Genomic DNA, 3,738 nt, shown 5'->3' with positions numbered 1-3,738 from the left:
GCTGCATTACTACATGAAGTTCAACGCCGATGCGTCGGATGACGATGTGGTCAATTTCTTCCTGGCAGCCGCTGCCGTGGGCATTCTCTGCAAGAAGAACGCTTCGATCTCCGGTGCCGAAGTCGGCACCGTATTCGGCTTCGATGGGCTTGTTGGCGAGCTTGACGCGCGCCCGTTCCAGCAACAGCAGGGAGCCGCCGAGGTCGGCGATGGCATCTCTGAGTTTGGGGTCTTGAATGCTGTCCAGCGATTGTTCGAACTTTGCGGTTTTCTCTTCGAGAGTGGCCTGCTTCTGCTCTTCTTTCGGGGAGCAGCCACCAGCCATCAGCAACACCGCACACAGGCCAAGGGTGGCCAAAGGGGATCGCACATCCGTCATCTGAATCTTCCTGTCCGACATCATCGAGCCGAGTGAGAGGACTCGACACTAGCAGAAAAATTCTCTTACAGATGCCGTACAGATCAGTTTTCTCGTGGTTCCAGCTGTTTGGAGGCGGCTGGTATACTCGCGGCCATTTTTAGCCTGGCTGTGTGAGATCTGATGGAACGCTTTATCGAAAATACGATGTACGCCTCGCGCTGGCTGTTGGCGCCGATTTACCTGGGGCTTTCGTTGGGTCTGCTGATCCTGGCGCTGAAGTTTTTCCAGGAAATCATCCACGTCCTGCCCAACATCTTCACCATGTTGGAATCGGAAGTGATCCTGTTGCTGCTGTCGTTGATCGACATGGCGCTGGTCGGCGGTTTGCTGGTGATGGTGATGATTTCCGGCTACGAGAACTTCGTCTCGCAGCTGGATATCGATGAGAACAAAGAAAAGCTCAACTGGCTGGGCACCATGGACTCTTCGTCGCTGAAGATGAAAGTGGCGGCTTCCATCGTGGCGATTTCGTCCATCCACCTGCTGCGCATCTTCATGGACGCCAAGAACGTCGATCCGCAGCATTTGATGTGGTACGTGATCATCCACATGACCTTCGTGGTCTCGGCGTTTGCCATGGGTTACCTGGACAAGCTCACCAAGCACTGATGCCCCGCGTTAGCCTTACTGCGTCACAAAGTAGTAAGGCTGGCGGCCGATCTTCATTTCCTTGATCACGTTGACCTTCTCGCTCAACTGTTCGGTGCGGTCCAGCAACGCAATGTTGCCGGGCTTGGCGATGAGGAAGCTGCGCAACTCGGCTTCGGTCTGCAGGATCGGCAAGTACGCCTGCAGATAGAACACGCTGGCCCCGGCGATACGCTCGTTAGGCTGGAACAGCACCACGTCCTTGCCTTCGGTTTGAAAGGCTTTGGCCTGGCTGATCACCGGCACGAACGACTCGCGTTTGTCGGCCTTTGGCGCGAACCAGAACGCGGCGCTCATATAGCTGAGGATGGCCAGGGTAAAAGCACCGACGATCACACGCCGGTGGTAGCGGTAAATCGCAGGTTTGTGGGCTTTAAGCCATTCCAGCAACACCCCGGCATATTCCGCGGCCAGCACGGCGGCGGCTGGCGTGAGGGCCATCAAATAAACCGTGCGTTTACTCGACGCCAGGGTCAGCAGGGTGAACTGCGCCACCAGCCACACGCTGAAAAACAGGCGGTAGCGGTTGCGCACCAGGCTTTTGCGAAAGTGCCACAGGCCCAGGTACACCAGGATATTCCACGGCAAAAAGGCTTCGGGCAGCTTGGCGATGTAGTAGTAGATCGGTTCGTAATGCCCGGCCTCGACGAAGGAGCCGCTGAAGCGTCCTACGCTGTTGGTCCACAGCACTTCAGCCACCGCCTGCATACCGCCGCGCTGGAACAGGAAGCCCAGCCAGATCAACAGCGGCACCAGCGCCAGCAGCGTGAACAACGCCGGCTTGAGCCAGTCGCCGATGCGCAGGCGTTTATCCATCAGGCTGGTGCTGAGCAAATACACAAAAATCACAATGCCCGGCATCGCCAGGCCCAGCACGCCTTTGCTCAACGTGGCGATGACCATGCCGACGGTAAACATCGCCCAGGCCCAACCACTTGAGCCTTCGCGATCAGTCCGCACGGCCTGGTAGAACCCCAGCAGCGCTGTGGTCACGCCGAGGCTGAGCAATGAGTCCTCACCCACGCCGCGCACATTGCCCCAGTAACTGGCCATGGTCGCCAGGATCAGCGCGGCGCAGAACGCCAGGGTTTGCGGCCGCCCGAACTTGCGCAGCATCGCGTAAAACAGCATCACACTGAACAACCCGGCGAACGCCGACGCCAGGCGCACCGCCCAACTGGTGCCGCCAAACAGGCGAATGGCGCCAGCATCCAGCCACAGGCTCAGGGGTGGTTTCTCCAGGAAGGGTTCACGGAACAGGCGCGGGATCACCCAGTCATTGTCCAGGTGCATGGCCATGGCGATCCCGGCGACGCGGGCTTCGGTGGAGCCTTGCAGCTCATGGCTGCCAAGGGCGAAGAAGAACAACACAGCAACGAGAAGGAGCAGCAGAGGAACGGGACGCGTCATGGTTCTGGCTACCGAAGCAGGGGACCGCTCGGGGGAGCGGCCATGTTAATCGGTCAGTATATGTATCCGTTTCTTAACATTTCGTGAACGAGTGTGGGGTTTTTGTACGGCTCGCTCAGCCCCGTATTCAAGGCAGTTTCAAGCTGGGCAGCGCCGCTTTGCCTGGCTCGGTGAGTACCGGTTCCAATTGCGCCCAGGTGAAGCTCAACTCATTGTCGCAGCCGTCGCCCGTGGCGCGCGTGGAGAGTTGCAGGCCTTGAGTGTTGAAGCTCAGGTCGTAACTGGTGATTGCCGGGCAGCCCTCGTCGGTGGTGGTTTGTTTGGCCAGCCAGGCGCTGAAGGTGGCAGGCAACTTCACGTGCCCGGAGTAGACGTCATACCCTTGTTGTTGGCCACCGAGCCAGGTCCACGGGTCAACACGTTCGCCGGTTTGCAGGTTCCAGGAGTGCAGCCCCCAACTGATGCCCCGCGCGCCAGTGCCCGCCGCCCAGCGATAGAACTTTACGGTGATGAATTGCGATGACCAATACGTAGGCTCGACGTCGATTTCGCTGGTGTAGCCCGAGCCGTTTCGCCCGAGGTACTCACGACGCTCCTGGAAATAGTCCGCCTGCGCCTCATCGCTGACGGCCAGGGCGGCGAGTTGCTGGTTGATCTTCTGAATCGCCGGGCTGTCGCCTTCGAGCTTGATCGTGACCTGTGCGCCTTGGGCCTTGAGCAAATAAGCGTGGTTTTCGAAGCTTTTTTTCTCGGTCTTCACCGGCAGCGGCGCGGCTTCCATGGGCGCGTTGTAGGCGTCGCTGCCGCAGCCGTCGGTGCTGATGCGTTTCAAGGCCAGTGGCAGCGATTTGGCGTCCTTGGTTTTGCTCCAGGCGCCCGCGAGCGCATCGCCCTGGGGTTTGTCCAGCTTCCACAGCCCGGTATTGCCGGCTTCCACCCACGGTGCGTTGTCGCTGGCCTGGGTCAGTTGGATCGGTGTGAGAATGCGCTGGTAGTAGTAACTGCCCTGTTCGCCGTCGGCGCCGTTGAAACAGGCGGTGATGGCGGATTTACCCAGCGTGCCCTGCCACACGCCCGCGAGGTCGGCGGCGTTGGCGAGGAAGGGCGTGAAGGCGAGGGCGATGACGGCGAGGGGCTTGAGCACGGGTATCTGACTTCCGGTTGTCTGATAAAGGTCGTCAGGGTAATGGGAATGAGGTGTCTACGAAACCTGGGGCGATTCAAACACCTTCTTTGTAGATAAGGTAACTCTCGGTTTT

3 protein-coding genes and 2 pseudogenes are annotated in these 3,738 nt (G+C 59.1%); 2 read left to right on the top strand and 3 right to left on the bottom strand.

The window, feature by feature from the left end; translation table 11 throughout:
- Window positions 1-208: pseudogene (locus tag FEM54_RS35160) on the top strand (L-serine ammonia-lyase, iron-sulfur-dependent, subunit alpha); the annotation flags it as partial.
- On the opposite strand, the pseudogene FEM54_RS27220 reads toward FEM54_RS35160, so the two are convergent.
- A pseudogene (locus FEM54_RS27220) lies at window positions 122-379 on the bottom strand (hypothetical protein); the annotation flags it as partial. The pseudogenes FEM54_RS35160 and FEM54_RS27220 overlap by 87 nt on opposite strands.
- A 162-nt stretch (window positions 380-541) precedes the next feature.
- On the opposite strand from FEM54_RS27220, the gene FEM54_RS27215 reads away from it, so the two are divergent.
- Window positions 542-1,030: a TIGR00645 family protein gene (locus FEM54_RS27215; protein ID WP_017139291.1), complete on the top strand. Its 489-nt coding sequence runs from the start codon at window positions 542-544 to the stop codon at window positions 1,028-1,030.
- Between the two features lie 15 nt (window positions 1,031-1,045).
- Here FEM54_RS27215 and FEM54_RS27210 read toward each other — a convergent pair whose 3' ends face one another.
- Together FEM54_RS27210 and FEM54_RS27205 are read right to left on the bottom strand one after the other, a co-directional pair.
- Window positions 1,046-2,479: an ArnT family glycosyltransferase gene (locus FEM54_RS27210; protein WP_138453721.1), complete on the bottom strand. Its 1,434-nt coding sequence runs from the start codon at window positions 2,477-2,479 to the stop codon at window positions 1,046-1,048.
- A gap of 127 nt (window positions 2,480-2,606) precedes the next feature.
- Window positions 2,607-3,623, bottom strand: coding sequence for a hypothetical protein (locus FEM54_RS27205; protein WP_138453720.1), 1,017 nt, complete (start codon window positions 3,621-3,623; stop codon window positions 2,607-2,609).
- Window positions 3,624-3,738: the final 115 nt, after the last annotated feature.

This window comes from Pseudomonas edaphica (genome assembly GCF_005863185.1).
GTDB classification, from domain to species: domain Bacteria; phylum Pseudomonadota; class Gammaproteobacteria; order Pseudomonadales; family Pseudomonadaceae; genus Aquipseudomonas; species Aquipseudomonas edaphica.
Note: the sequence above shows the minus strand (reverse complement) of the source record. Positions and strands in the feature narration are given on the sequence as shown.

Excerpts from the sequence above, each read along its gene's own strand:
- FEM54_RS27215 (WP_017139291.1), top strand. The coding sequence starts at position 542 with ATGGAACGCTTTATCGAAAATACGATGTACGCCTCGCGCTGGCTGTTG.
- FEM54_RS27210 (WP_138453721.1), bottom strand. The coding sequence starts at position 2,479 with ATGACGCGTCCCGTTCCTCTGCTGCTCCTTCTCGTTGCTGTGTTGTTC.